The 23,598-nt window shown below is 47.8% G+C and carries 22 protein-coding genes and 1 tRNA gene; 10 read left to right on the top strand and 13 right to left on the bottom strand.

Going from position 1 to position 23,598, the window contains the following annotated elements; translation table 11 throughout:
* The first annotated feature begins 41 nt into the window (after positions 1 to 41).
* The 3 genes from J5W02_RS00115 to J5W02_RS00105 are packed head-to-tail and all read left to right on the top strand — an operon-like array spanning position 42 to position 3,596.
* A complete protein-coding gene (locus J5W02_RS00115; RefSeq protein ID WP_219938369.1) occupies positions 42 to 1,604 on the top strand; it encodes a recombinase family protein in 1,563 nt (520 codons plus the stop codon).
* Positions 1,604 to 2,035, top strand: coding sequence for a recombinase family protein (locus J5W02_RS00110; protein WP_219938368.1), 432 nt, complete (start codon positions 1,604 to 1,606; stop codon positions 2,033 to 2,035). The genes J5W02_RS00115 and J5W02_RS00110 overlap by 1 nt, the downstream gene beginning before the upstream one ends.
* Positions 2,022 to 3,596, top strand: coding sequence for a recombinase family protein (locus tag J5W02_RS00105; protein ID WP_219938366.1), 1,575 nt, complete (start codon positions 2,022 to 2,024; stop codon positions 3,594 to 3,596). The genes J5W02_RS00110 and J5W02_RS00105 overlap by 14 nt, the downstream gene beginning before the upstream one ends.
* Before the next feature lie 41 nt (positions 3,597 to 3,637).
* Here the strand turns inward: J5W02_RS00105 and J5W02_RS00100 are convergent, their stop codons facing one another.
* From J5W02_RS00100 to rlmD, 5 genes are all read right to left on the bottom strand, one after another.
* Positions 3,638 to 3,862 carry a DUF2188 domain-containing protein gene (locus J5W02_RS00100; protein WP_219938364.1) on the bottom strand — a complete coding sequence of 75 codons (225 nt, stop codon included), beginning with the start codon at positions 3,860 to 3,862 and terminating at the stop codon, positions 3,638 to 3,640.
* Positions 3,841 to 4,779 (bottom strand): hypothetical protein, encoded by a 939-nt coding sequence (locus tag J5W02_RS00095; RefSeq protein ID WP_219938362.1) that lies wholly within the window; start codon positions 4,777 to 4,779, stop codon positions 3,841 to 3,843. Before J5W02_RS00095 ends, J5W02_RS00100 begins: the two co-directional genes overlap by 22 nt.
* A gap of 431 nt (positions 4,780 to 5,210) precedes the next feature.
* Positions 5,211 to 6,071 carry an RES family NAD+ phosphorylase gene (locus J5W02_RS00090; RefSeq protein WP_219938360.1) on the bottom strand — a complete coding sequence of 287 codons (861 nt, stop codon included), beginning with the start codon at positions 6,069 to 6,071 and terminating at the stop codon, positions 5,211 to 5,213.
* Between the two features lie 439 nt (positions 6,072 to 6,510).
* Positions 6,511 to 7,119, bottom strand: a complete 609-nt coding sequence (locus J5W02_RS00085) for a hypothetical protein (RefSeq protein WP_219938358.1) — start codon at positions 7,117 to 7,119, stop codon at positions 6,511 to 6,513.
* 183 nt (positions 7,120 to 7,302) lie between these two features.
* Entirely contained in the window at positions 7,303 to 8,676 is a 1,374-nt protein-coding gene (rlmD, locus tag J5W02_RS00080; protein WP_219938356.1) for a 23S rRNA (uracil(1939)-C(5))-methyltransferase RlmD, read from the bottom strand.
* A gap of 465 nt (positions 8,677 to 9,141) precedes the next feature.
* Between rlmD and J5W02_RS00075 the strand changes: the two genes are divergently transcribed.
* The 6 genes from J5W02_RS00075 to J5W02_RS00050 all read left to right on the top strand — a co-directional run bounded on the left by J5W02_RS00075 (position 9,142) and on the right by J5W02_RS00050 (position 16,894).
* On the top strand, positions 9,142 to 10,527 hold the full coding sequence (locus J5W02_RS00075) for a TrpB-like pyridoxal phosphate-dependent enzyme (protein ID WP_219938354.1): 1,386 nt from the start codon (positions 9,142 to 9,144) through the stop codon (positions 10,525 to 10,527).
* Between the two features lie 398 nt (positions 10,528 to 10,925).
* A complete protein-coding gene (locus tag J5W02_RS00070; RefSeq protein WP_219938352.1) occupies positions 10,926 to 12,029 on the top strand; it encodes a hypothetical protein in 1,104 nt (367 codons plus the stop codon).
* 73 nt (positions 12,030 to 12,102) lie between these two features.
* Positions 12,103 to 12,771 (top strand): acyltransferase, encoded by a 669-nt coding sequence (locus tag J5W02_RS00065; RefSeq protein WP_219938350.1) that lies wholly within the window; start codon positions 12,103 to 12,105, stop codon positions 12,769 to 12,771.
* Between the two features lie 69 nt (positions 12,772 to 12,840).
* Positions 12,841 to 13,695: a pyridoxamine kinase gene (locus J5W02_RS00060; RefSeq protein ID WP_219938348.1), complete on the top strand. Its 855-nt coding sequence runs from the start codon at positions 12,841 to 12,843 to the stop codon at positions 13,693 to 13,695.
* A 137-nt stretch (positions 13,696 to 13,832) separates the two neighbouring features.
* Entirely contained in the window at positions 13,833 to 15,509 is a 1,677-nt protein-coding gene (locus J5W02_RS00055; protein ID WP_255575491.1) for an FtsW/RodA/SpoVE family cell cycle protein, read from the top strand.
* On the top strand, positions 15,509 to 16,894 hold the full coding sequence (locus tag J5W02_RS00050) for a penicillin-binding transpeptidase domain-containing protein (protein WP_219938346.1): 1,386 nt from the start codon (positions 15,509 to 15,511) through the stop codon (positions 16,892 to 16,894). The genes J5W02_RS00055 and J5W02_RS00050 overlap by 1 nt, the downstream gene beginning before the upstream one ends.
* Positions 16,895 to 16,927: 33 nt before the next feature.
* Here J5W02_RS00050 and J5W02_RS00045 read toward each other — a convergent pair whose 3' ends face one another.
* From J5W02_RS00045 to J5W02_RS00030, 4 genes are all read right to left on the bottom strand, one after another.
* Positions 16,928 to 17,758, bottom strand: coding sequence for an FUSC family protein (locus J5W02_RS00045; protein ID WP_219938344.1), 831 nt, complete (start codon positions 17,756 to 17,758; stop codon positions 16,928 to 16,930).
* 3 nt (positions 17,759 to 17,761) lie between these two features.
* On the bottom strand, positions 17,762 to 18,436 hold the full coding sequence (locus J5W02_RS00040; protein WP_219938343.1) for an HAD family hydrolase: 675 nt from the start codon (positions 18,434 to 18,436) through the stop codon (positions 17,762 to 17,764).
* Between the two features lie 165 nt (positions 18,437 to 18,601).
* The gene (locus J5W02_RS00035) at positions 18,602 to 19,039 is read right to left on the bottom strand and encodes an adenine nucleotide alpha hydrolase family protein (RefSeq protein WP_255575490.1); all 438 of its coding nucleotides are present in this window, start codon (positions 19,037 to 19,039) and stop codon (positions 18,602 to 18,604) included.
* Between the two features lie 271 nt (positions 19,040 to 19,310).
* A complete protein-coding gene (locus J5W02_RS00030) occupies positions 19,311 to 20,039 on the bottom strand; it encodes a M23 family metallopeptidase (protein ID WP_219938339.1) in 729 nt (242 codons plus the stop codon).
* A 339-nt stretch (positions 20,040 to 20,378) separates the two neighbouring features.
* On the opposite strand from J5W02_RS00030, the gene lexA reads away from it, so the two are divergent.
* Positions 20,379 to 20,960 carry a transcriptional repressor LexA gene (lexA, locus tag J5W02_RS00025; protein ID WP_219938337.1) on the top strand — a complete coding sequence of 194 codons (582 nt, stop codon included), beginning with the start codon at positions 20,379 to 20,381 and terminating at the stop codon, positions 20,958 to 20,960.
* Between the two features lie 52 nt (positions 20,961 to 21,012).
* Here lexA and J5W02_RS00020 read toward each other — a convergent pair whose 3' ends face one another.
* The 4 genes from J5W02_RS00020 to J5W02_RS00005 all read right to left on the bottom strand — a co-directional run bounded on the left by J5W02_RS00020 (position 21,013) and on the right by J5W02_RS00005 (position 23,514).
* On the bottom strand, positions 21,013 to 21,612 hold the full coding sequence (locus J5W02_RS00020) for a cyclase family protein (protein ID WP_219938335.1): 600 nt from the start codon (positions 21,610 to 21,612) through the stop codon (positions 21,013 to 21,015).
* A gap of 15 nt (positions 21,613 to 21,627) precedes the next feature.
* Positions 21,628 to 22,350 (bottom strand): 5'-methylthioadenosine/adenosylhomocysteine nucleosidase, encoded by a 723-nt coding sequence (locus J5W02_RS00015; protein WP_255575489.1) that lies wholly within the window; start codon positions 22,348 to 22,350, stop codon positions 21,628 to 21,630.
* A gap of 10 nt (positions 22,351 to 22,360) precedes the next feature.
* A complete protein-coding gene (locus tag J5W02_RS00010; RefSeq protein ID WP_219938333.1) occupies positions 22,361 to 22,978 on the bottom strand; it encodes an HAD family hydrolase in 618 nt (205 codons plus the stop codon).
* 460 nt (positions 22,979 to 23,438) lie between these two features.
* Positions 23,439 to 23,514 (bottom strand) — tRNA-Asn (locus J5W02_RS00005).
* Positions 23,515 to 23,598: the final 84 nt, after the last annotated feature.

Below are 23,598 nucleotides of genomic sequence, written 5' to 3'. Positions count from 1 at the left end.
TTTCAGAGGTAATATGACACACTGACCAAGGAGGTGAGAATTTGAAAAAGGTAACGAAAATAGCTCAAAACACAACTGATTTAACTGAGCAGGCCAAGCTACGTGTTGCGGCCTACTGCCGTGTGTCAACCGACAGCGATGAGCAGCTCGAAAGTCTGGATACTCAAATAAAGCACTACGAGTCCTATATCAATGCAAATCCTGAATGGGAGTTCGCCGGACTTTATTATGACGAGGGCATCACCGGCACCAAAAAGGAAAAGCGGCCTGAGTTACTACGAATGATTGCCGACTGTGAAAATAGAAAAGTAGACCTCATTGTAACGAAGTCTATCAGCCGCTTTGCCCGGAACACGACAGACTGCTTGGAACTGGTCAGAAAACTGCTCGACCTTGGCGTTTTCATTTACTTTGAGAAAGAAAATATCAACACGGGGTCAATGGAAAGCGAACTCATGCTGTCAATCCTGAGTGGACTGGCTGAAAATGAATCGTTCTCCATTGCCGAAAACAACAAATGGTCGATAAAGCGCAGGTTTCAGAATGGCACCTATAAAATTTCCTATCCACCTTACGGCTACGATAATGTGGACGGAGAAATGGTTGTCAATAAATCTCAAGCTAAAATTGTCCGTCTTATCTTTTCTGAGATTTTAGCCGGTAAAGGTACCAACAAAATTGCTGACGACCTAAACAGGCGAAAGATACCAACCAAAAAAGGTGGTCACTGGACTTCAACAACGATACGCGGGATGGTCGGTAACGAAAAATATACTGGCGATGTCGTTTTCCAAAAGACTTATACTGACGAGCACTTCAACCGCCATAACAACCATGGAGAAAAAGATCAATACCTAATTCGGAATCATCACGAGGCGATTATCAGTCATGAGGAATTTGAAGCCGCACAGGATATTATCGAACAACGCGGTAAAGAAAAACGGCTGGAGAAGCAAAGTAAGAAATATCAAAACCGTTATCCATTTTCAGGCAAAATAATCTGCGGTCAGTGCGGCGGAACCTTCAAAAGAAGGACTCATACGAGTGGCAAGCATCCATACGCATGGTGCTGCTCCACTCATATAGCAGACATCAAAAAATGTTCAATGAAATACGTTCCGGAGTCCGATATTGAATATGCCTTTGTCACCATGATGAACAAGCTCATTTTCGGACATGAAACTGTCCTGAAGCCTTTACTCATTAGCTTGCGCGGAATAAATTCCGATGAAACTCTGGAAAATATCCGCGCCCTTGACAAGAAGCTAGAAGAAAACGCGGAACAGCGAAATGTACTGGTTGGGCTGATGACCAAAGGCTATCTTGAGCCAGCCATTTATAATAAGAGCAATAATGAACTGCTGCAGGAGGCAGAACGGCTACGCCGTCAGAAGGAATCCATAACACGATTTCTAAATAACGACTTTCAGAACCTAAGCGAGGTCAGCGCTCTGCTGCAGTTTACATCCAGGACATCAATGTTGACGAGCTTTGACGGTGAAATTTTTACCCGCTTTGTAGATCGGATTCATGTATATTCGAGGACGGAAATTGGATTTGAACTAAAATGTGGCATTACGCTGAAAGAAAGGATAGTGAAATAATGGGACACACACCATTCGGATACCGCATTGAGAACGGAAAAGCCGTAATTGATGAAGAAGCTGCAGAGCAGATAAAAACATTGTTCCAATCTTACCTGAGCGGCGATTCATTGGCAACAGCCGCCAAGAAAGCTGGTATTAAAGGCTTCCATTCTGGCATTGGCAGGATTCTCCGCAACAAACGATATTTAGGTGATGAGTTTTATCCGGCTATAATTGACAAAGACACTTTCAACACTGCCGAGGCGGAACGAATTATGCGGGCGGAAAGACTCGGCCGTACCAAAAAGTCCAAACAAGTAAAGGAGGTCGTCTATCCTACCACCTTCCGCATGAAAGAAGGAACAGAGGAACTCGACGACCCCTTCGGTCAGGCGGAATACGCCTATAGTTTAATCGAAATGGAGGTGAACAAGAATGACAGTAAGTAAGAGTGTCACTGTGATTCCAGCAAGGAAGCACGCGCTCAAGAGTAAAGATGAAGAAAAGCCGAAGCTCCGAGTGGCTGCTTACTGTCGTGTTTCAACGGACAGTGAAGAGCAGGCTACAAGCTATGAAACACAGATAGAACATTACACCGCTTACATACAAGGACACCCTGACTGGGTGCTGGCGGGAATCTTTGCGGATGACGGCATTTCCGGTACCAATACTAAGAAGCGCGAAGAATTCAACCGCATGATTGACGAGTGTATGGCCGGCAATATCGATATGATCATCACAAAGTCCATCAGCCGCTTTGCTCGAAACACACTGGATTGTTTGAAGTATATCCGCCAACTAAAGGACAAGAACATTCCGGTCTATTTTGAGAAGGAAAACATAAACACCATGGATTCTAAAGGCGAGGTTATGCTCACCATCATGGCCTCCCTCGCTCAGCAGGAAAGCCAGTCCTTAAGTCAGAACGTGAAGCTGGGCTTGCAGTATCGTTACCAGCAGGGCGAAATTCAAGTTAACTGCGCACGGTTCCTCGGTTATACCAAGGATGAGAATAAGCGGTTGGTGGTTGTGCCGGAAGAAGCCGAAATCGTAAAGCGCATCTACAGGGAATACCTTGAAGGCGCGAGCATGTTAAAGATTGCCCGTGGCTTAGAGGCTGACGGTATCCTGAACGGAGCAGGCAATGAGCGCTGGCACACCAGCAACATTAACAATATTCTGCGGAATGAAAAGTACACTGGTGATGCTCTTTTGCAGAAAACATACACAGTCGATTTTCTTACAAAGAAGCGGGTCAAGAACAACGGCATCGTTCCACAGTACTATGTAGAAAACAGCCATGAGGCCATCATCCCGCGTGAAGTATTCATGCAGGTGCAGGAGGAGCTTATCCGCCGCCGAATTGTCCACACCAGCCCGAGCGGGAAGAAAAGAACCTTCAGCAGCAACCACGTCTTTTCACAGATAATCATCTGCGGCAAATGCGGCGAGGTTTTTCGCAGGGTACATTGGAACAACCGAGGCAAAAAGTCTATCGTCTGGCGCTGTGCCAGCCGACTGGAAAACACCGGTCTTTTCTGTGATGCTAGGACAGTGCCGGAAAGTCAAATTGAACAGGTAATCGTCACCGCTATCAATCATGCGCTCTGCGACAAGGACAGCTTCCTCACTACTCTGCGGGACAACATCGCTGCCGTCATAAGCCGCGAAAGTGACAAGGAACTGACGGATATCGACAAGCGGCTCGAAGAACTGCAGACGGAGCTTCTGAAGCTGGCCACTTCAAATGCGGATTATGAAAAGGTTGGCGACGAAATACACCGTTTGCGCGACCAGAAGCAAAAGCTACTCCTCGATAACGCCAACCGCGATGAGCTAAAGAAGCGTATGGCCGATATGAGCACATTCCTAAAGAAGCAATCCACAGCCCTCGCCAAATACAACGAGCAGCTTGTCCGGCGTCTGATTGAGAAGGTCACAGTCTACGAGGATATGTTTACTGTGGAGTTCAAGTCCGGATTGACGGTGGATGTAGGTGGATGCGACTAACTGATAAAATAGCAGGTGCCTTTGAAGACACCTGCTACTCCTTAGCCTTTAGGCGGAAACGGGTCATTCCCATAAGAATTTTTTTCTCTTATTTGTCCATTAGGCCGATGAATAACAACTTCTGATTGCTGGTTTATAGCGATATTTCTTGCAACGGTAATAGCATCAGATTGCCGGGAGGTTCTTACCGTTGCCTTCTCGTTACCGGCACCTTTAACTTGCCATCCACCGCCCGGATGAGGTGTTACATGCTGATTTTTTCCCATTTTAATTCCTCCACAATTTTTTCAAATTCTTTTTCCCAATTTGCATTATGAACAATTCGAGCTTTATGCAACTTAAAATTAAGTATTTCAGCCTTAGATAGTTTCGATAGCTCTTCCCAATCATTTTCAAAAATATAAGTTGCATTATTAGGAATAACACTTTCTAAAATGTATAAGTTTTTTTTAGTAAATCCAAAGACTGCATACCCTTTAAACCCAGCACGACCATATGCTACGAAATCTGGACCAAGATTATTTATTGCTTCGCAATTTCTGAGCATCATATGCTGTTGTGTAGTATTTCTATTTTCTATTATCGTTTCGATGTCAGATTTAACCTTACTCCAAGGATATTTTCCTGCGGGTAAAATATCCCATGATACATAAATGACTTTACTATTGGATGCAATTTGATTAGATGTAATTTCACATTCTCCAAAGAACAATAACAACAAATTAACAGTATTAATAATTTTATCTGAATTATCATCAGTTAGAATTATTTCATCAGAGCAAATAAATTTATTCCCATTATCTTCACTAAGAGTAAATTCCACGGAAAAAGGCAAGTGAAAATCGCGATGGTATCTCTGGCGCTTAATGTCAGTAAACTCTGTTACTTCACGGGTTTCCCCTCGTCCCGCCCATTCTGTTCTAGTCCAATACACTGTTTGGTAATAGTCCTCCTTAGGGAGCGATCTATTGATTGTAGTGTACTGCTCAGCGTTTTTTAGTGCATATCTGTTAACAACAGCGGGAAGTATTTTTGTACCAGCTTTTGAATCAGATTTAAACCCAAACTCTATAAGTTTTTCTGGGAAACGCTCCACATTATTAACTATTAGCCTAAACGTTGATTCTTTTTCTAGTAACGAAAAGTGCCTTAAAGAATTAATTCTTTTTTGTTTTATTAACATTTAACTCCTCCATTACTTTGTAAATATCTATATATACACAAAGCAAAAGAGCTGTGCCAAGAAATACTACACATCCTTTTTGGCAATAATTTAGCAAGAAACATTGACGTGCTGCCTAAAAAGTGCTATAATGGTTATACGTTGATTGAAACAATAGCACTTTAAATTGTTTCCCAAAAGCCTTATTGAGAGCCAAAGCTCAATGAGGCTTTTTCATTTGCTTTTGTCAGTAATTATATTATATAGTTCATTTAGCGAAATGTCAATATTTAGTGCACAGCAACCCGATTTATACTATATATTGTGTCTTGTTTTTAAACACCGACCCGTAATGTATAAATAAATTACAGGCGAGCAATTTATACGACGAGTCCGAACCAACGGTAGGTTAATGAATAAATCCTGCCACCATAACGGTTAACAGGATTCTTTTATACTATGATATCAATGATTGTGTCTACAGGATATGCCATATTTTTGTCAAATAGGACTATGTTTTTGCCGTCTGGGTAAACGGTACTACTATATATTATACCAGTATAACCTAATGTAATAAAATATTTCGCCATAGCTTGAAAAGGTGTATATTCTAACTTTTTTTCATTAGTTTCAACTGGCAAAAAGATTTGCTCAGATAACAATTTGCTGTATGTAAATACACACCATTTCATAAGTTTTTTTATTAACTCATCTTTTTCCGTTGTCGTAGTAATTTTTCTAGTCATAAGGGTTTGTTTAATTTCTTCTTGCATACAATTACTAGCAAAATTTTCTAAACTGCGATTAATGTCATCAAATTCAATCTCGTTTGCCACTGTTAAGTCAACAACCTTTTTCTCATAAAACGAATTACTTATATTGAAGTAGCAAAAACCAAAACGATCTCCAGATAAAATTCCTATTTCGCGTTTTGCAACATCTTGAATAGAGTCTTGACTTCCTAATGCTAAGTATAACCATTCTATACCTGCCGGGCTAAATCGGTTATCAACTGTAATATACTCATTTTTCGGTATAAACCTTTCATAATCAATACGCTCATCTTTTTTTAGTTTTGCACCACGTCCAAGAGAATATTTACTAATATCACCTAATGATTTTGTCAAATAGTTTATTCCGCCATGATTACAAAAGAGATCGTCAAACACCTTTAGAAAAGTTACTTTTTTTGCTTTTTCAACTTCATCGTATTTTAAATCACCCCGTGCAAAAGCAGTCCTAAAATCATTCCATGTTTTTTTCATGGTTGATTCAACAGATTCTCGGTTGCTAAAATCAAAAATTTGTGACATAAAACCTCCTTCATTAAATGAATTTATCTAACATCCAACCTAACCACACAACCTTAAAATATTCTGAAAAAACATCTAAATCGTCCACTCGCGAAGGCTGACATCTAACCTGTACAGTCACAAAGCGCTGACATCTAACCTGACCACTTAACTATCAAACACGGCCATTATGGACTTATTCCCGCGAAGTGAAAAAATCTTGTTTTCAATCAATGGGATTCACAACCATGTGTGTCAAAAGTATTGATTTATAAGGTTTTTTCACACTCTCGCTCTTTTACTCTTGACATCAATACTACCGTCTCAACATGGCTTGAACGGTCAAAAAAGATGCCGCTTTAGCTGGTAAGGCCTTGGCGGGGGCATATTTTCGAAAAACTCATCTAAAAGCTCAAGCTTTTTTAGCCTGTTAGCAATTCACCCGAAACTACAATAAATGCTATTTTTCCAGATAATACTCTTGAACCAGCCACTTATCATTTTGATATTTCAATACCATTCCTAAATACATACAGGAATCATCGCCTTTAAATAAAAACTCATATTGAACATCCATTATTTTATCTTTTGATAATTCTTCTGGATTCCACTTCAAGATTAAGCGGGTCAATTTATCATAAGCATTGACTTTCCAAACCTCCGGCTTTACTCCGTCTGCTAAATATTTCTTTATTTCATCCTTATCAGAGGAAAAATATGCTTTAGCGAATTGCCAAACTGTTTCCTGAAACCTTACTGAATCAACGCTATTTAAATAATCGCTGAGGTTGCGCTCTTGCGAACTATTACTATGGCTTTCAGGCGTTAGAGTTGACTGGTTTACTTCTGTACCCGGTTTATCAGTAATATTTTCACTTGGCAATTTATTCGTTGGGGTACTAGTGTTTTTGACTATTGACGCCTGGGAATTGCTTTCACTTTTAACTTCTTTACTTGCACATCCAACCAAACCGCTAGATATTAATATTAATAGCAGTGCAATTATCAAAAAGGCGGTTTCATTCTTTCTGCTTTTTATGACCAGAATATTTTCAAATCTTTTTTCCATAATTTTCTTACCTCCGCTATATTCTGTGGTGAATGAAAAACTTCGGCTTGATTTTCTGGCATTTAAGCTATTACTTATAATTTCTAATAAACTGTCACTATACGCCTTTTATAATATTCTCCTTGGTTTTTTACTACATTGGAATCACATTCCAATTCCAAATCATAGTGGTTATCTGCCTCATTACTCATCCAAACCACATTTCGTCATCAGAACCACAGTCTCAACGTGTGCCGTCCTTGGGAACATATCTACGGGAGTAACCATCTTCGGCTCGTAGCCCTTCTGCGCGAACAGCTTCAGATCGCGGGCAAGGGTGGCGGGATCGCAGGAGACATAGACCACGCGCTGCGGTGCCATTTCCGCGACGGTGTCGATCAGGGAAGCGTCACAGCCCTTGCGCGGCGGATCCAGCACGACCACATCGGGGCGGGTTCCGCGGTTTTTCAGCATGGACGCGGCCTTGGCGGCGTCTGCACAAAGAAACTCCGCGTTGGTGATTCCGTTCAGCTCCGCGTTCTTTTTTGCGTCTTCCACCGCCTGTTCAACGATTTCCACGCCGATTACCTGTGCGGCATTTTTAGCCATGGAAAGACCGATGGTTCCGGTTCCGCAGTAAAGGTCAAGCAGGGTTTCTTTTCCGGTCAGTCCCGCATATTCGCCCGCAAGCGTATAAAGCCGCTCCGCCTGGTCACGGTTGACCTGATAAAACGACATGGGAGAAATATGAAAATTCAGCCTGCACAGGGTATCGGTAATATAGTCATCGCCCCAAACGGTGCGGCATTTTTTACCCAGAACCACATTGGTTCGTTCCCGGTTGACATTGATAATCACGCTTTTCAGCCCCGGGACTTTCTGCTTTAATATTTCCACCAGCTCCGGTTCAAAGTGTACGCCGTTGCCGTTGACAACCACACAGACCATCACTTCCCCGGTTGCACCCGCACGACGCAGGTACAGATGTCTTAATCTGCCCTTACCGGTTTCTTCGTCGTAGACGTCCTCACCGCTCTGGCGCGCCCACTCCTGAAACCCCTCCATAGCCGCTGTAAATTCATCGGGCTGCAGAAGACATTCCGAGCATTGAATAAGCCGGTGGCTGTGGCTGGCAAAAAAGCCCAGCTTTACTTCGTTTCCGGGGCCCCGGCCAATGGGAAGCTGCGTCTTGTTGCGGTAACGGTCGGGATTTTCTGCGCCGACAATTTGATTGATCGCCACATCATGGAATCCGCCGATGCGCTCGATGGCGTCACGCACACGCTGCTCCTTCGCCTTCAGTTCCGCACCATAGGCGATGTGCCGGTACACACAGCCCCCGCACTGTGCAAACTGGGCACAGTCCATCGGTACGCGCTCTTTGGACGCGGTCACGATTTTATCAATACGGCCGAAAGCATAAGTTTTGGCCGTTTTAAGTATTTTTACGCGCAACTTATCCCCCGCCGCCGCAAGCGGCACAAACACCGCTATGTCCTGATAGCGGCCTACGCCGTTTCCTTCCGCCGTATATCCGGTTATTTCCATATCTACTATATCATTCTTTTTAATTTCCATGTTCTCCCCCGTAAAATCGTATATTCAGCCACCCTTATTAATTCCATTATTTTAACATTATACCCGTATAAAAACAATACCGCTGAAAATTCGCAAAATATAAAAACAATCCTTGACAAGTGACAAATACCCGCATATAATAATGCACAAGATAAAAAACCGATGAGTAAGAGTAGTAAACAGGCAAAGCGCTTTTTCAGAGAGCCGCAGGCGGTGTGATTGCGGTATGGCGGGGTCTGCGGAATGGACTTACGAGGGCAGCGCGAAAGGGAACGAGTAGCCGCTGACGGGAACTCCGCCCGTTACCAAGGGAGCGCGCATGATGGTGCGCGGAAAAAGAGGCGCTTTCGCGCAATCTGGGTGGTACCGCAGGAGCAATCGCTCTTGTCCCTAAGTTTTAGGGGCAAGGGCGTTTTTTTATACCCTTTTCGCTCATAATATTTTTTACCTGAAAGGAGAATCACCATGAAAAACATCCCGCACAGACTGATTCTAACCGAGGAGCAGATGCCTAAACAATGGTACAATCTCCGCGCGGACATGAAGTCCCTGCCCGACCCGATGCTGAACCCCGGCACCTTAAAGCCGATTCAGACGGAGGAGCTTTACCCCATTTTCTGCGAAGATCTGGCAAAACAGGAAATGGACAGTACCACCCCTTATTTCGATATTCCGGAAGAAATTCTGGATGTCTACCGTGCTTATCGCCCTTCTCCGCTCTGCAGGGCCTATGCTCTTGAAAAGTATCTGGATACCCCGGCAAAGATTTACTACAAGTTTGAGGGAAGCAATACCTCCGGCAGTCACAAGCTCAACTCTGCCGTTGCGCAGGTTTACTACGCAAAGAAACAGGGTCTGACCGGCCTGACGACCGAAACGGGTGCCGGTCAGTGGGGTACCGCGCTGGCGGAAGCCTGCTCCTATTTCGGAATGGATCTGGATGTCTTCATGGTAAAGGCCTCCTACAACCAGAAGCCGTACCGCAAGGCGATTATCCAGACCTTCGGTGCCAATGTGGTCGCCAGCCCCAGCGATACCACTCAGGTAGGCCGCGCAATCCTTGAAATGGACCCCGATACTACCGGCAGTCTTGGCTGCGCAATTTCAGAAGCCATTGAAAAAGCGGTCTCCACCCCTAACCGCCGTTATGTCTTGGGTTCGGTGCTGAATCAGGTTCTTCTGCACCAGTCGATTATCGGCCTGGAATCCAAAAAAGCGATGGAACTGCTTGGGGAATACCCGGACATTGTCATCGGCTGCGCGGGCGGCGGTTCCAATCTTGGCGGACTGATCGCACCGTTCATGCAGGATAAGCTGCTGGGCAAAAAGAATCCGTATTTTATCGCGGTGGAACCCGCCTCCTGCCCATCCCTGACCCGGGGCCGCTACGCCTATGATTTCTGCGACACCGGAAAGGTCACCCCGCTGGCAAAAATGTATACGCTGGGCAGCGGCTTTATTCCCTCGGCGAACCACGCGGGCGGCCTGCGCTACCACGGCATGTCCCCGATTATCTCCAAGCTGTACCACGACGGCTACATTGACGAGGCGCGCTCCGCGGAACAGACCAAGGTATTTGACGCAGCCGTACAGTTTGCCAAACTGGAAACCATCCTCCCCGCTCCGGAAAGCGCGCACGCTATCCGCTGCGCGATTGATGAAGCCGTCAAATGCAAGGAGACCGGCGAGGAAAAAACCATCCTGTTCGGGCTGACCGGAACCGGCTACTTTGATATGGCTGCTTATACCGCCTATCTGGAGCACACCATGACGGATTATATTCCGACAGACGAGGATCTGAAGCCCGGTTTTGACTCTTTACCAACAATTCCCGGGATTCAGGAGCAGTAAAATACGGCGATATAAATTTTGCAGGATTCATTTTACGATAATTCACGAAAATTTATCGTCAATAATAACTAAATATGAACTGCAAAAAACTGCGTTTTATACAATAAAGAGATTGTTGACAAATCGATTATCTATTGATTGACACTTAGAAACGCGGGTACTATAATAAAATCACAGAAAAAGAAATGAATCCAATATAAAATAGTTTACAAGACTGTGGCAAGGATTTGTCACGACCTTTTCAATACAACTCCTCCCCAAAAACAGGAACCGGTGCATATCGGTTCCTGTTTTATTTTTACGCGCAGTCTCTTGAAATATTTTCACATTATTCCTCTTCGGTATTTCTCTTTTGTATAATGCATTTAAGAAATAAATTTGTCGAGGAGTGTAGAAATATGAAAATTCGGCGGCTAAGACGGATGATTTTCGGCTTGGTATGCCTGTGCGCGGCAATACTGGTGCCATTGACCGTTGCCTGCTATGCGGAGGATTACCCTGACATCAGCGCTGTTGAACCCAGTTTGTACTATGCGGACAGGCAGCAGTTTTTTCACAGACCGGGAACCGGGTTCGTTTTAATCAGTACGGATTCATTATCCAGCACGAAGGCCGCCCTTCTTGACAGCGGCGGAAAGCTTGATTACAGCTCCGTCCGCGGACCAACCTCCATTAAGTTTGCCTACGAGGCCGCCTGCCTGTGCGGGAATTACCTGTATCTGGCCGGAAACTCCCCTGTCACGGAAAACTGTGCGCTGATTGGGCGTCTGGATTTAAGCACCGGAAAGTGCATCCTCAATCAGGTGCTGAATGTCCGCTGTGACTTTTCACGGGATTTCAGTGCGGACGACCGGGACAGGGTAACTCTTGTCACCGTCCCCGCCGGGGAGCAGATCAATGCGGGCACCCCCGCAGCGGCGTTTCTTTTTGATGCAGCGCACAACAACGGCGTCATCAGCCCGCAGGCACCTGACCCGGAACCAAGCTCTTCCGAACCAGAAGCCCCGGCTTCTTCCGCTCCGGAATCTTCTGCTCCGGAATCCTCCGCTCCCACATCTTCCTCCGTGAATGAGATGCCCGCGGATTTACCGTCCAAAATCGAAAACTACGATTACCCCGGCCCCGTGACTGTGGAAGGCCTGCAAAGCGAACTCGACGCGAACGGCCTGAACCAAAACCTTCGTGTTTTTTCCAGTAATCAAAAAGAAATAAAAAGCGGAACTATCGGTACGGGTCACACCGTCGTCGTAATGAAGGACGGAAAAACGGTCAGCGCCTGCACCGCGGTCATTCCCGGTGACCTGGACGGCTCCGGCACCATAACGGACTACGACTGCCGCCTGCTGTACGAATACTTTACGCAAACCGAAGTGGGAGGGACTCCAACCCTTTCCGGGCCATACCTGGAAGCGGCGAAAATCAGTGACGACAGCCTTGCGGACAAAAGCGGCCGCGGTTTGCAGACCGGCGATTTGCTGAAAATAAAAAAGCTCATAAAATGACCTTGTACGATTGACCTTGTCTCTAAATCAAAATATAATGGATGTAATAATAGAGACGAAGGAGCATTTTATAATGACTGACAAAATATCCATTCATGGTCTGTATGACCTGACTCACACAGCAGCGGCCCCGCTGCTTGATAAACTGACTTACCCATGGGAAGCGCTTCCGAAAATCGGCGAGTTTATTGTAAAGCTTGGCGCCGCTCTTTCCCCGGAGGAATACGACCGGCGCGGCGATGACGTATGGATTGCGAAGACCGCAAGGGTATTTGATTCCGCCTACATCAACGGCCCCGCCATTATCGGGCCGAACACCGAAGTCAGGCAGTGCGCGTTTATCCGCGGCAACGCTTTGGTAGGCGCGGGCTGTGTGGTGGGCAACTCCACAGAGCTGAAAAACGTCATTCTTTTTGACGGAGTTCAGGTACCGCACTACAACTATGTGGGGGATTCGATTCTTGGCTACAAATCCCACATGGGCGCGGGCTCGATTACCTCCAACATTAAATCCGACAAGACGCCCGTCGTCATCAGCGCCGACGGCGACCGGGTGGAAACCGGGCTGAAAAAGATCGGCGCCATGCTGGGCGACCGCGTGGAAGTGGGCTGCAACTCCGTACTGAACCCCGGCACCGTTGTGGGAAAGGACAGTACCGTCTACCCCCTCTCCATGGTACGCGGATTCATTCCCGCAAGAAGTATCTACAAACATGCCGGCGAGATCGCCAATAAAATTTAATTGCCGGGATTTTTACATTTTTCACCCCGAAATTCCATATGATTAATGTAATACTTGTGAGGTGATAGAATGAACAAACAAAAAAGGATCGCAGCGATTCACGACCTTTCAGGATTTGGAAAATGCTCCCTAACGGTTGCACTCCCTATTCTTTCTGCCGCAGGAATCGAGGTCTGTCCCGTCCCGACCGCCGTGCTTTCCTCTCATACGGGGGATCTTGAGGGCTTTACCTACCGCGATCTGACAGACGACATGCCCGGGTTCGAGAAACAGTGGAAGCAGCTCGGCCTGAGCTTTGAAGCGCTTTACAGCGGCTTTTTGGGGTCGTATGAACAAATTTCCATTGTATCGGATTTTTTTGACGCGTTTAAAACAGAGGAAACCTTTATTATGGTTGACCCTGTCATGGCGGACGGCGGCAGGCTTTACCAGACGATCACTCCCCGGATGGCGGAGGGAATGGTAAACCTGTGCAAAAAGGCCGACCTGATTATACCGAATTTTACGGAAGCGGCGTTTCTTTTGGGTGAAAAATACCACGAAGGGCCCTATACCCGCGATTATGTGGAAAACCTGCTGCGGCGCTTAAGCGGACTGGGCCCGCGTCAGGTCGTCATCACCGGGGTCTGGTTCAGCCCCGACCTTCTGGGCGCGGCGGGCTACAACCGCAGCACGGACAAAGTCAGCTACGCATTTTCCCAAAAAATTCACGGACATTATTACGGAACGGGCGACATTTTTGCAAGTTCCCTTCTGTCCGGTCTGCTGAACGGAAAAAATCTGGAAATTGCTCTGCAGATCGCCGCCGACTTTACGGCGGGCTGCATCCGGCGAACCAGAGAAGCCGGAACCGACCCCCGGTACGGCGTCAACTTTGAAGCAGGGCTCCTGAAATTCATGGGCGAACTGGGAATAACGGAATAGACAGCCAAAACCGCGGAGGGGACACTGTGTTCCCTCCGTTTACTTTGCCAATAAATAATTGTATAATATAGCAGTAAATACTATTCTTATCTGGATACAAAGGGGTTTTCCCCCACAAAACGGAAGGAGGCGTTTTTTTGACGCTGAACAATCCTGTTGTCCAAAATATCATTCAACTGATTCTATATATTTTCAGAATCATCGTCCCGCTGATTTCGATCATCGTCATCTGGAGATCTTTTACGTCCATGAAACGCGGCCGCAGACGGGAAGACCCCGTTGTGATTTTGGAAGACATGGTGTCACATGAAGCAATTCCCGTACTGTACTGGGAAAATTCCATCGGCCGCAGCAAAAGCTGCGACATTGTTCTGCAGGATCCCACCGTCAGCCGCGACCACGCCGTCCTGATGCGCCGGGAAAGCGGCTGGATTGTCACAGACACGGGGTCAAAATCCGGCACCTTTGTCAACGGCACCAAAGTCAAGGACAAAATGCAGATCCTGCCGGGGGACTCGATTGCCATGGGCTCCACCGCGCTGATGCTGAAGCGGACAAGCGATGTCAAAAACAGCAAAAAGCCCAAGCGCACGGTTCGGCACGCCGCGTCGCCGGCCGGACTTTTGGCCGCCACGACCTTTGTGCAGCTGCTTCTGTGTATACAGGCATGCTTTGGGGGCGGGAAATTCAGTTATCTTCCCGCTGTGCCGTTCGGTGCAATCTTCGCAATGGAATGGCTGCTGTACCTGTTTTCCATGAAGGGACTGGGACATGTCAGCTTTGAGCTGGAGACCATCGCGTTCCTGCTGAGCAGCATCGGTATTCTTCTGATTTCCGGTACCGGAGTGGAAAACACCTACCTTCAGCTCGGCGCGCTTTTCGGCGGCATTCTTTTGTTCTGTACCATGATCTGGTTTCTCAGCGATCTGGACAGGGTCATGCGCTGGCGTTTGGCAATCGGAATTCTAGCCGTGCTGCTTTTTGCCGCCAATCTGGTTCTTGCCCGGGAGCACAACGGCTCCCGGAACTGGATCAGCCTGGGGCCCGTCAGCATACAGCCGTCGGAATTTATTAAAATCGCCTTTGTCTTTGTCGGCACTTCCACACTGGACAGACTTCAGACGGCAAAAAACCTGACGGGGTTTATCGGGTTTTCCGCCGTGTGCATGGGCTCGCTGTTTCTGATGCGCGACTTCGGCACTGCCTGTGTCTTTTTCGTCACTTTTCTTATTATTGCCTTCATGCGTTCCGGAAGCGTGCGCACCATCGCGCTGATCTGCGCGGTGGCGGTATTCGGCGCGTTCCTGATTCTGAAGTTCAAGCCCTATGTCGCGCAGCGCTTTGAGGCATGGCGACATGTCTGGGAGCATGTGAACGAATCCGGCTACCAGCAGACGCGCGTGCTGAGCTACTCCGCCAGCGGCGGGCTGTTCGGACTGGGAATCGGAAACGGTTCCCTGAAAAGTGTGTTCGCGTCCACCAGCGACCTTGTTTTCGGTATGGTCTGTGAGGAACTGGGCATGCTTCTGGCAGTCATCATCGTGCTGACGCTTGCCTTCCTGATGTTCTACGCGCGTTCGGACGTTACGCGCAGCCGCTCCACCTTCTACTCCATCTCATCCTGCGCCGCGGGCGGCATGCTTTTGTTCCAGACCTGTCTGAATGTCTTTGGCGCGACGGATGTTCTGCCTATGACCGGCGTCACCCTGCCCTTTATCAGCATGGGCGGCTCCAGTATGGTGGCAGTCTGGGGGCTGCTGGCCTTCATCAAGGCGAGCGATGAGCGCACCTACGCGGCAAGGAGGAAAAGCTGATGAAAACAACGGGTTCCCGTTCTTTAATTCTTTATATTCTGGGCATGGCTTTTCTTTTCGGTCTTGGCGTATTCCTGTACGGGATCGTCACAGAGGGCGGCAACTGGGCCATGCAGCCGTTTAACAAGCATTTGACCACCGGCGGCCAGCTTGCCAACAGCGGAAAAATCCTTGACCGGAACAATGTTGTGCTTGCCAAGAGCGAAAATGGCAAACGGGTATACAATAATGATGAAACCGTCCGCCGCGCGATGCTCCACACCGTAGGCGACAGCAACGGCTATATCTCCACCGGCATTCAGTACAATTACCGCTCCGAGCTTTCAGGGTACAATCTCATCACCGGGCTGGCCACCCCAACCGGGAAAAGCGGAGGCAGCGACATCAGGCTGACACTGGACAGCACGCTCTGCAAGCTTGCGCTGCAGAAACTGGGCAGCAGCAGCGGAGCGGTCGCCATCTACAACTATAAAACCGGAGAAATGCTCTGCTCGGTCAGCACACCGAATTTTGATCCTTCCAATCCGCCAAAGGATCTGGACACGGATAAAACCGGAAAATACGACGGGGTCTATCTTGACCGTGTGCTCTCCTCCTCCTATACCCCCGGCTCCATCTTCAAGCTGGTGACCTCCGCCGCGGCAATTGAAAATATTGCCGATCTGGACAGCCGCTCCTGGGAATGCAACGGCAGCGTTACCATCAACGGCAATAAGATTACCGACGTCGCCTCCTACGGAAAGCTCAACTTTAAAAACGCGCTGGCGAAATCTTCCAACGTTGCATTTGCGCAGATTGCCATCGAGCTCGGCGCGGACAAAATGACCGCCATGGCAAATTCCATGGGCTTTAACCGCAGCTTTGACCTGGACGGGATCTCCACCAGCAAAAGCATTTACAAGGTGGACGGCGCGCAGCCGAACGAGCTGGGCTGGTCCGGTGTCGGGCAGTACACCGACCTGACCAATCCGTTCCACATGATGGTGATGATGGGTGCCATCGCGAACGACGGCGTACCGGTCAGACCGTATATGATCGGCAGCATTACGGCTCCGTTCGGCCTGACCGTCCGCAGCGGGCACACCCAGACGGATAGCCGGCTTCTCAAAGCGGAAACCGCCGAAAAACTGAAAGCGTATATGCGCTACAATGTGACCAGCTATTACGGAGACGGACTCTTCCCCGGCCTTGCCGTCTGTGCCAAAACCGGTACGGCGGAAGTGGGCGGAGGAAAAAAGCCGAACGGCTGGATGGTCGGATTCTCCTCCAATGAAAAAACGCCGCTTGCGTTTGCGGTCGTGGTGGAAAATTCAAAAAGCGGCATGAGTTCCGCCGGGCAGGTTGCTTCCGCACTGATGACCGCGGCGGCAAAAACAATCAAATAGGCAATAAAAAAATGACCTTTCCAGGTCATTTTTTTATTTGGCTTCCTCCGTTTCGGAAAGTGCGTGTTCGTAAAGCTTCTGCATTCGATCCATATGGTAGCGGTAAACGATTTCCGCTTCCCCGCCGGACTTTACGGACTCTTCCGTCAGCTCCATGACTTCCAGTGCCTTGAGCTCGTCCAGAATCATCTTATAAGTGGAAATCTTACAGGAAATTGCAAAAACCTCATCATCGTTCCAACGCAGAAATTTTGCCTGCGCAATATACATTTTGACATTGTAACTCAGCTTCTGAATCGCGCTGTCCACCGCGCAGGTGTCAATCTGCCAGAACGAAGCGGCGTTCTCCATCGCCTGCTCCACCTGAGCGCACAGCTGAACAAAAGATTTTTTGATTTCTTCCGCATAGTTCGGCGGCATGATTACCAGATTGACAAGAATTGCAATCACAATACCGATCACACTGCCCGCAATACAGTTAAAAGCGGTGCCGACCTGAAACATCATGGCGGCAAACACAAAGCAGGACAGGGTCGCGGCTCCATACAGCTTAAACAGATGGCAGAGATACAGAGTAAGGATAATCCCCACTCCGCAGAGTCCGGCGTTTCCCGGCGAAACCATGACAAAACCATACCCGACCGCAGCGCCGATCAATACGCCGATCAGCTTGTTTTTTCCCATTTTAATGGACGCGTCAATGGATTTCCCCATTGTCACAACGGCGGCGATTACGGCAAAAAAAGGCTCGTCCAGCTTTAAAAAAACAGAAACCACCACGCACAAGGTAACGGCGATGCCCGTTTTGACTACCCGGAATCCAAGCCGGTGCTCAGTCTTAAGAAGATTTATCAGCCACTTCATCGGTCACCTCATGCGGCCAGCAACAATATCATAAATTTGTTCCGGTCTGTCAACAATATAATTCGCATTATTTTCCTTTAATTCCTCTTCAGTCCGGAAGCCCCAGAGCACGCCCACCGTATCCATACCCGCGGCGGCACCAGTTTTCATATCCGTGTTGGTGTCCCCAATATAGAGGATGTTTTCCGGGCGGACAGAAAGCTCGTCCGCAATCAGCAGAGCGCCTTCCGGGGAAGGCTTGCGCGCTACCTCCTGCCGCTGACCGTAGCACAGGTCAAAGGTTCCCTGTGGAAACAGCGCGTCAATAATCGCGGTGGTGCAGTTGTGCGGCTTGTTGGAAAGCACCGCCATACGGATTCCCTCGGCTTTCAGCTTTTCCAGCGTCTCATGCATCCCGCTGTAGTTCGTAACAAGGCGGGTAGGATCACTTTCATACAGATCATCGTAGATCCGCCTCATTTTGAGGATGTCGTCCTCTGTGTAGGCCTGAGCTCCCAGCGCAGTGTCCAGCATGGCGTGCATCAGCCTGTCCGTCCCGTTCCCGACAAGATACTTGTATTTTTCCACCTCAATCGGCTTGTAGCCGCACTGTTCCATTGCGGTATTCGCGAAATTGGCGATGGAAGCGAGCGTATTTGCCAGCGTTCCGTCCAAATCAAAAATACATGCCTTATACAAACAATCACCCTGCAATTCAAAATAACAAATGTATTTATAATAATAAACATTTTTGTAACAATTTGCAAGCCTTTTCTAGTCCCCAAAGCCGTTCCGAACGGAAACAGTCCATAGAAACAGACAAAAAAGAGCGCCGGAGCAAGAGCCCCGGCACCCGTCTATGTACTAATTCTGGACTAAAAGTTTAACCGTCTGCTGTTTTTTGCCCGAGGGACAAATATTATAAATCGTTCCTTCTTTTGCCACCATTGAGATCGGAATCTTGGGCAAAAGCCTGTGAATCATTTCTACAAATCCGTTAACCGGTGCTTCCGCCATTCCTGTTACAATATGGATTGCACCGATTTGTTTTACAAACCCTACAGCGATTAATGCCGCTTCGTCATTAAAATAAACGGTCATTTCCGCTTGTGCGTCACGCGCAGTCTGACGCAGATATTCGAGCTCTTCACAGCTGGTTTCAAATCCCGCAGAGGTTGGCTGCACACAAAGTACCTGTAAAGAAGTGGAACTCTCTTCGGCAATTTTTTTGCCGGCCCGAATCAGTCTGTCACAGTCACGCTGACCCGTTACGCACACGAGGGTTGTGTTCCTGTCTTTCAATACTGTGCCTCCCTTCCGAATTTCGTATTTTCCAACCATCCTTAGTATAGTTGGAATCGATTACTGTTATGGTAACAGAAAGTGTATAAATCATTAACAAAGTGTTAAATAAAATTTCGACATTTTTTGTAAGATCTATCACTTCCGCTATCATAATATCACAAAATGTCGGATTTTACAAATCTCAAAACTGAGATAAAATAAAAAAGCTGCAGAAGCCATTTGTTCTGCAGCCTTCTTTCGCCCCTAATCGTAAGGGTTCGGGGGCAAGTTATTTTATGACAGAAAGGGGATCAACATACTTTCCGGCCTTTTTCATGGAAAGATGCAGATGAGCGGCATCTGCGCTTTCACACGGAATCGTTCCGACCGTGCCGATTTGCTGGCCCTGTTTGACTGCCGCGCCCTTTTTAACGCTCACAGCGTCCAGACCGCAGTAATACGTCTCGTAGCTGCCGTGCAGAATGACCGCCGTTACGCCGTAAAGGTCATCCGTATAAACATTTTTGACCGTACCGTCTGCAATCGCTTTTACGGCGGTGCCCGTCTTAGCGCTGAAATCAGTGCCGTTATGCACACGCCAGTCCTTCATCGTCGTGGAAAAAACAGGGTTTTCGCCGCTGAATTTCAGCGCCACGGTTTTTTCAACCGGACTGGTAAAGGTCAGAACGCTGGCCGTGGTCTGTTTGGCCGGAACTGCGGATGACGGCGGAGCGGACGGCGCCTGAGAAGGCTCTTCCTTTGCCGGTTCCGACTGGGCGGGTTCTGCGGTGGAAGAAGTCTCCCCTGCGATCACCTTGATTCCGCTTACCGTTTCATTTGTATGCTGTGCCTGTGCACTGCTTGTCGTTCCCTCATCGGGAGCCGCATAGTTGACCACACTGTCATAGGTAGTCCAGGCCGCAACACCAACCGCAATTAAGCACACACCAAGCGCAATATAAAATCCCTTGGAGTTATTCTTTTGTGATTTGTTGTTTAACAGATGTAAATTACTCATTCGTGCCACCTCCGAATATATTTTGGCCACAAATGAAACGTTATATTCGGCGTATGACATTTTTATGAGAAAAATATAAAAAAGAAAAAAGACCCAATCCAACTCGACTGGGTCCTTTTTCATTAGCTTGAGGGGTATATTGAGGAGGGTAGAACATGTATCAAGTAATGGTGCGGCTCCATATCCTTGATTACGTCTTTATTATATCGCGTGGCGGAATTCAGTTGTTACATAGCTATGAATATCTTATGAATTTTTAATATCCCAAACATTTGTTTGATTTTTTGAAAAAATGTGGTATAATGTCTATAAAAGCCAAACACACGGGAGGGCTGCGGAATGTTAACCAAAAGCCAGCAAAAAGTATACGATTATTTAAAAAGCCGGGCCGAAAACGGGCTTCCGCCGACTGTGCGCGAAATCTGCAGCGCAACCGGGCTGAAGTCAACCTCCAGCGTACACGCTCACCTGAAAACGTTGGAACGCGCCGGTTATATCAGCCGTGACGCGGGTCTGAACCGCGCAATTCATCTTGCAGGGGAGCAGAGCACCATACAGGTTCCCATCGTGGGAAAGGTTGCCGCCGGTCAGCCGATTCTGGCTGTTGAGGAAGTCGAGGGATATGTTCCCTTCGCACCCATCCATTACACCGGCGAGGAATATTTTGCGCTGAACGTACGCGGCGAAAGTATGAAGGACGCCGGTATCCTCAACGGAGATATCGTGGTTGCTCTGAAAACTCCAACCGCGCTTGACGGAGAAATCGTGGTTGCCCTGATTGAAGACGAAGCAACGGTAAAGCGTCTGTTCCGCGAAAAGGACAGAATCCGCCTTCAGCCGGAAAACCCGGACTACCAGCCGATTTATACCAGGGATGTTTTGATTCTGGGAAAAGTCGTCGCCGTCTTCCGATATTATTAGCCAGAAAAAATTAACAGGGAGGAAATCGAAATCGATTTCCTCCCTGTTTTATTTATGACCTGTCAAAATCGAGCTTCTCTTCACTAATCAGAACCGCCCTTACCGGAGAAGCCTCTGCTCCGCCCAGAAGAAGCGGAAGAGCAATCAGCCGGTAATCACCGGGTTCCACTTCTGAAAGCTCCAGTCCCTCCAGAATCAGTACACCCGCTCCCAGCAGTTCTTTATGTGCGGGAAAAGCATCGTCTTTGTCTGTTTCAATGCTGAGTGCGTCCGTACCCACCAAAGTAACACCCGCAGCCGTCAGCGCAAATGCGGCGCTCTGGGAAAGAAATGCCTGCCCCTTAAACAAAATCATTTTCTGAGCACAAGGTACGATCTCGTCAATGTCAGAGCCGGTGATGACGCCGCGTGCCTCTACAACGGTACAGGAGCCGATCAGACGCGCCGGGTCGATCTGATCGATGGTATCGCCGTCCTCTATAAAATGACGCGGTGCATCAACGTGGGTGGCGCTGTGGCACCCCGTGTAAAAACCTGAAAGATTGCAGACGTCCCCCAGCTCCATCCGGCGCACAGGATCACGGTAAGGCTCCGGATCCCCCGGGTAGACCGGTGTGGAAAAAAGCTCACGCGACACGTCGATCATCTTCATGTCTTACACTCCTTTTTAGATGGAGGGCAATATTTTCATAATCAGTTCCGCGGTCTTATGCGCGGAGGAAATCGCAAAAGCGGCAAAATCAATGTTCGCCGCCTCGTTGGCGTTGTCTGAAATTGCGCGGATCACCACAAAATCCACATGGTTGATGTAGCAAACCTGCGCAATGCTTCCGCCTTCCATTTCACACGCGGAAGCGCCGAATTCCCGCGCGATTTCCTTCAGCCTGTCGCCGCTGCTGATGAACTGGTCACCCGTCGCAATGACCCCGACATGCACGCCTTGACCGTAAATCTGCTTTGCCGTTGAAACAACCAAATCGACCAGCCTGCTGCTCGCAGGGACGATGACAATATTCAGTCCGCTAATCAGCCCTTTTTCGTCCCCAATAGCGGTGGTATCCATGTCGTGCTGCACCAGACCGCTGGAAACGACAATGTCGCCGATATGAATATTCTCACCGATACCGCCCGCAACGCCAACATTGATTACCGCGCCGGGGTGATAATTCAGGATCATTGTCTGCGCACAAATCGCGGATGCGACCTTCCCAACTCCGCATTTGGCGACAACGCAGTCAATATTTTCTATTTTTCCGGAATAATAAACCACTTCACTGATTGTCTGCGTACTTTTATCCGTCATTACCGCAATTAGGTTTTCCACTTCCACCGACATGGCACCGATAATTCCAATCATATCTACACCAGCACTTTCCTGACTAAATTTCATATTTTATCATTTATAAAGAAAAAATGTCCTGCGGATTTTTCAAAGCATGCTCCGGGCAGATTCCCTCCGGAGAACGGCAGCCCCACAAAGCCAGCGCGAAATCTACGCCCGCCCCCTGTGCGCATCTGCAGTCATAAATAGAATCTCCGATATACAGTACCCTATCCTTTTTTGCTCCGGTAAGCTCCAGATACCTGAGCATCGGCGCGGGATCCGGCTTGTGGCCGGGCGAGTCCTCCGCGCAGATAATATGTTTAAAATAATGGTTGGCGCCGAACGGAGTAACCACGGCCTCAAACTCTTCCCGCGTGCGTGAAGTAATAATTCCCATCTCAATTCCGTTCTTCTTCAGCTGCAGAAGCACCGAAGGAATTTCTTTAAACAGTTTCATCGTATAAGAAAATTCCTGCTCGAATTCGCCCCACATACGGAAAGCATCTTCAAGCGGTTCCACTTTCATCTTTTCCAGTGTGTCATGCCCGGGAATTCCGAGGCAGAAGCGAAGCTCCTCCAACGGATACATCTTACCCTGTATGATAAAAAGCATTTTTTGAAAAGAGAGAAGAACCGTATCCTCACTGTCGAGTAAAGTTCCGTCAACATCAAAAACGATATGAGTATAATTCATCAGCATATTACCTTTCTAAATCAGTTGTTCGTTTGGGTAGGTCCGTCCGTACCAGCAATATTTTATATTCTTGTACCCTCATTATAGGGATGCGAGTGATATCTGTCAAGTTTTACGGGGACAGTTTGATAATTTATAATCAATGTGGAAGATACGCCGTTTTTGATCCCGCCTTTTCCCATTTACTTGCAGTCATCGAGGATTTTAAGAATGTTCCATCGAATGTTTTAAAAGTTTTCCCCCAAAAGCGACCATGCGGTTGAAAATCCGGCAGGATCTGAAAATGCTGCAGAATAATACAAAAAAATCACTCATCTTTCGATAAGTGATTTTCTGGCTCCCCAAGTTGGACTCGCCCTGCGGGCCGCGGGCTAAAAACAGTACACAGGACTGTTTTCTTAACGCCCTGTTCGAGTCCTGCCAGACAAAAAAATACCGTCCGGTTTCACGGACGGCTTTCTGGCTCCCCAAGTTGGACTCGAACCAACGACCCTGCGGTTAACAGCCGCATGCTCTACCGGCTGAGCTATTGAGGAATATTTGTGTTGGCACCTTCCTATTGTCCCGGGCCGTTGCCAGCCAAGTATCTTCGGCACCAGTGAGCTTAACTTCCGTGTTCG

The sequence above is a fragment of the Caproiciproducens faecalis genome, assembly GCF_019448085.1.
Taxonomy (GTDB): domain Bacteria; phylum Bacillota; class Clostridia; order Oscillospirales; family Acutalibacteraceae; genus Caproiciproducens; species Caproiciproducens faecalis.
Note: the sequence above shows the minus strand (reverse complement) of the source record. Positions and strands in the feature narration are given on the sequence as shown.

Coding starts and splice junctions, on each gene's coding strand:
- J5W02_RS00110 (WP_219938368.1), top strand. CDS start 1,604: ATGGGACACACACCATTCGGATACCGCATTGAGAACGGAAAAGCCGTA.
- J5W02_RS00105 (WP_219938366.1), top strand. CDS start 2,022: ATGACAGTAAGTAAGAGTGTCACTGTGATTCCAGCAAGGAAGCACGCG.
- J5W02_RS00100 (WP_219938364.1), bottom strand. CDS start 3,862: ATGGGAAAAAATCAGCATGTAACACCTCATCCGGGCGGTGGATGGCAA.
- J5W02_RS00095 (WP_219938362.1), bottom strand. CDS start 4,779: ATGTTAATAAAACAAAAAAGAATTAATTCTTTAAGGCACTTTTCGTTA.
- J5W02_RS00090 (WP_219938360.1), bottom strand. CDS start 6,071: ATGTCACAAATTTTTGATTTTAGCAACCGAGAATCTGTTGAATCAACC.
- J5W02_RS00085 (WP_219938358.1), bottom strand. CDS start 7,119: ATGGAAAAAAGATTTGAAAATATTCTGGTCATAAAAAGCAGAAAGAAT.
- rlmD (WP_219938356.1), bottom strand. CDS start 8,676: ATGGAAATTAAAAAGAATGATATAGTAGATATGGAAATAACCGGATAT.
- J5W02_RS00075 (WP_219938354.1), top strand. CDS start 9,142: ATGAAAAACATCCCGCACAGACTGATTCTAACCGAGGAGCAGATGCCT.
- J5W02_RS00070 (WP_219938352.1), top strand. CDS start 10,926: ATGAAAATTCGGCGGCTAAGACGGATGATTTTCGGCTTGGTATGCCTG.
- J5W02_RS00065 (WP_219938350.1), top strand. CDS start 12,103: ATGACTGACAAAATATCCATTCATGGTCTGTATGACCTGACTCACACA.
- J5W02_RS00060 (WP_219938348.1), top strand. CDS start 12,841: ATGAACAAACAAAAAAGGATCGCAGCGATTCACGACCTTTCAGGATTT.
- J5W02_RS00050 (WP_219938346.1), top strand. CDS start 15,509: ATGAAAACAACGGGTTCCCGTTCTTTAATTCTTTATATTCTGGGCATG.
- J5W02_RS00045 (WP_219938344.1), bottom strand. CDS start 17,758: ATGAAGTGGCTGATAAATCTTCTTAAGACTGAGCACCGGCTTGGATTC.
- J5W02_RS00030 (WP_219938339.1), bottom strand. CDS start 20,039: ATGAGTAATTTACATCTGTTAAACAACAAATCACAAAAGAATAACTCC.
- lexA (WP_219938337.1), top strand. CDS start 20,379: ATGTTAACCAAAAGCCAGCAAAAAGTATACGATTATTTAAAAAGCCGG.
- J5W02_RS00020 (WP_219938335.1), bottom strand. CDS start 21,612: ATGAAGATGATCGACGTGTCGCGTGAGCTTTTTTCCACACCGGTCTAC.
- J5W02_RS00015 (WP_255575489.1), bottom strand. CDS start 22,350: ATGAAATTTAGTCAGGAAAGTGCTGGTGTAGATATGATTGGAATTATC.
- J5W02_RS00010 (WP_219938333.1), bottom strand. CDS start 22,978: ATGAATTATACTCATATCGTTTTTGATGTTGACGGAACTTTACTCGAC.